The organism is Pseudomonas sp. RL_105y_Pfl2_101 (assembly GCF_963970585.1).
Lineage (GTDB): Bacteria > Pseudomonadota > Gammaproteobacteria > Pseudomonadales > Pseudomonadaceae > Aquipseudomonas.
This window is the reverse complement of record NZ_CAXAPG010000082.1, coordinates 1-3582: the sequence shown is the minus strand read 5'-3', so window position 1 is coordinate 3582 and position 3582 is coordinate 1. Positions and strand designations below refer to the sequence as shown.

Sequence of the window (3582 nt, the reverse complement as noted above, 5' to 3'; positions counted from 1 at the left end):
CCTTTAGGCTTGGAGCATACAAATTGCTTGGGTGTTATATGGTCAAGCCTCACGGGCAATTAGTACAGGTTAGCTCAACGCCTCACAGCGCTTACACACCCTGCCTATCAACGTCGTAGTCTTCGACGGCCCTTCAGGGGACTCAAGGTCCCAGTGAGATCTCATCTTGAGGCAAGTTTCCCGCTTAGATGCTTTCAGCGGTTATCTTTTCCGAACATAGCTACCCGGCAATGCCACTGGCGTGACAACCGGAACACCAGAGGTTCGTCCACTCCGGTCCTCTCGTACTAGGAGCAGCCCCTCTCAAATCTCAAACGTCCACGGCAGATAGGGACCGAACTGTCTCACGACGTTCTAAACCCAGCTCGCGTACCACTTTAAATGGCGAACAGCCATACCCTTGGGACCGGCTTCAGCCCCAGGATGTGATGAGCCGACATCGAGGTGCCAAACACCGCCGTCGATATGAACTCTTGGGCGGTATCAGCCTGTTATCCCCGGAGTACCTTTTATCCGTTGAGCGATGGCCCTTCCATACAGAACCACCGGATCACTAAGACCTACTTTCGTACCTGCTCGACGTGTCTGTCTCGCAGTCAAGCGCGCTTTTGCCTTTATACTCTACGACCGATTTCCGACCGGTCTGAGCGCACCTTCGTACTCCTCCGTTACTCTTTAGGAGGAGACCGCCCCAGTCAAACTACCCACCATACACTGTCCTCGATCCGGATAACGGACCTGAGTTAGAACCTCAAAGTTGCCAGGGTGGTATTTCAAGGATGGCTCCACGCGAACTGGCGTCCACGCTTCAAAGCCTCCCACCTATCCTACACAAGCAAATTCAAAGTCCAGTGCAAAGCTATAGTAAAGGTTCACGGGGTCTTTCCGTCTAGCCGCGGATACACTGCATCTTCACAGCGATTTCAATTTCACTGAGTCTCGGGTGGAGACAGCGCCGCCATCGTTACGCCATTCGTGCAGGTCGGAACTTACCCGACAAGGAATTTCGCTACCTTAGGACCGTTATAGTTACGGCCGCCGTTTACCGGGGCTTCGATCAAGAGCTTCGCGTTAGCTAACCCCATCAATTAACCTTCCGGCACCGGGCAGGCGTCACACCCTATACGTCCACTTTCGTGTTTGCAGAGTGCTGTGTTTTTAATAAACAGTCGCAGCGGCCTGGTATCTTCGACCGGCGTGGGCTTACGCAGCAAGTGCTTCACCCTCACCGGCGCACCTTCTCCCGAAGTTACGGTGCCATTTTGCCTAGTTCCTTCACCCGAGTTCTCTCAAGCGCCTTGGTATTCTCTACCCAACCACCTGTGTCGGTTTGGGGTACGGTTCCTGGTTACCTGAAGCTTAGAAGCTTTTCTTGGAAGCATGGCATCAACCACTTCGTCACCCAAAGGGTAACTCGTCATCAGCTCTCGGCCTTGAAATCCCGGATTTACCTAAGATTTCAGCCTACCACCTTAAACTTGGACAACCAACGCCAAGCTGGCCTAGCCTTCTCCGTCCCTCCATCGCAATAACCAGAAGTACAGGAATATTAACCTGTTTTCCATCGACTACGCTTTTCAGCCTCGCCTTAGGGACCGACTAACCCTGCGTCGATTAACGTTGCGCAGGAAACCTTGGTCTTTCGGCGTGGGTGTTTTTCACACCCATTGTCGTTACTCATGTCAGCATTCGCACTTCTGATACCTCCAGCAAGCTTCTCAACTCACCTTCACAGGCTTACAGAACGCTCCTCTACCGCATCACCTAAGTGATACCCGTAGCTTCGGTGTATGGTTTGAGCCCCGTTACATCTTCCGCGCAGGCCGACTCGACTAGTGAGCTATTACGCTTTCTTTAAAGGGTGGCTGCTTCTAAGCCAACCTCCTAGCTGTCTAAGCCTTCCCACATCGTTTCCCACTTAACCATAACTTTGGGACCTTAGCTGACGGTCTGGGTTGTTTCCCTTTTCACGACGGACGTTAGCACCCGCCGTGTGTCTCCCATGCTCGGCACTTGTAGGTATTCGGAGTTTGCATCGGTTTGGTAAGTCGGGATGACCCCCTAGCCGAAACAGTGCTCTACCCCCTACAGTGATACATGAGGCGCTACCTAAATAGCTTTCGAGGAGAACCAGCTATCTCCGAGCTTGATTAGCCTTTCACTCCGATCCACAGGTCATCCGCTAACTTTTCAACGGTAGTCGGTTCGGTCCTCCAGTCAGTGTTACCTAACCTTCAACCTGCCCATGGATAGATCGCCCGGTTTCGGGTCTATTCCCAGCGACTAGACGCCCTATTAAGACTCGCTTTCGCTACGCCTCCCCTATTCGGTTAAGCTCGCCACTGAAAATAAGTCGCTGACCCATTATACAAAAGGTACGCAGTCACCCAACAAAGTGGGCTCCCACTGCTTGTACGCATACGGTTTCAGGATCTATTTCACTCCCCTCTCCGGGGTTCTTTTCGCCTTTCCCTCACGGTACTAGTTCACTATCGGTCAGTCAGTAGTATTTAGCCTTGGAGGATGGTCCCCCCATATTCAGACAAAGTTTCTCGTGCTCCGTCCTACTCGATTTCATGACTAAGAGATTTTCGCGTACAGGGCTATCACCCACTATGGCCGCACTTTCCAGAGCGTTCCGCTAATCTCAAAGCCACTTAAGGGCTAGTCCCCGTTCGCTCGCCACTACTAAGGGAATCTCGGTTGATTTCTTTTCCTCAGGGTACTTAGATGTTTCAGTTCCCCTGGTTCGCCTCTTGCACCTATGTATTCAGTACAAGATAACCATCTTATGATGGCTGGGTTCCCCCATTCAGACATCTCCGGATCAAAGTCTGTTTGCCGACTCCCCGAAGCTTTTCGCAGGCTACCACGTCTTTCATCGCCTCTGACTGCCAAGGCATCCACCGTATGCGCTTCTTCACTTGACCATATAACCCCAAGCAATCTGGTTATACTGTGAAGACGACATTCGCCGAAAATTCGATCTTGCTCAAAAAGCAACTCACAAATTTTACCTTAGCCTGATCCGTTACCAGTGAAAGTAACGTTCAGTCTATCTTTCTATCACATACCCAAATTTTTAAAGAACGAACTAGTCAAAGACTAGAAATCAACATTCACCATCAAACCGATGGAATGCTCATTTCTAAGCTTTATACAATCGAAGCAGTAGTGGTGGAGCCAAGCGGGATCGAACCGCTGACCTCCTGCGTGCAAGGCAGGCGCTCTCCCAGCTGAGCTATGGCCCCGTATTTCTACAGGCGTTTCCCACACAAAATTGGTGGGTCTGGGCAGATTCGAACTGCCGACCTCACCCTTATCAGGGGTGCGCTCTAACCAACTGAGCTACAGACCCAATTTCGAGCTACTAAGGCCGACCTCACCCTGCTCCTTACCACAGAGCATGGGGTGCGCTCTAACCAACCAAGCCACAACCCTTTTGGCTGCTTCTATATCGTCTTCTTCAATGAATCAAGCAATTCGTGTGGGAGCTCATGAAGCAGCTGCGGTCGTCGATTAAGGAGGTGATCCAGCCGCAGGTTCCCCTACGGCTACCTTGTTACGACTTCACCCCAGTCA

The 3582-nt window shown here is 51.5% G+C and carries 2 tRNA genes and 2 rRNA genes; all 4 read right to left on the bottom strand.

The features are described 5' to 3' along the window. Nucleotides 1–38: 38 nt before the first annotated feature. Nucleotides 39–2930, bottom strand: a 23S ribosomal RNA gene (locus AACY31_RS28275). Nucleotides 2931–3175: 245 nt separating this feature from the next. Further along, a tRNA-Ala gene (locus AACY31_RS28270) sits at nt 3176–3251 on the bottom strand. Between the two features lie 30 nt (nt 3252–3281). Beyond that, nucleotides 3282–3358: transfer RNA gene (locus tag AACY31_RS28265), tRNA-Ile, on the bottom strand. Between the two features lie 162 nt (nt 3359–3520). Then, nucleotides 3521–3582: ribosomal RNA gene (locus tag AACY31_RS28260) — 16S ribosomal RNA — on the bottom strand; the annotation flags it as partial.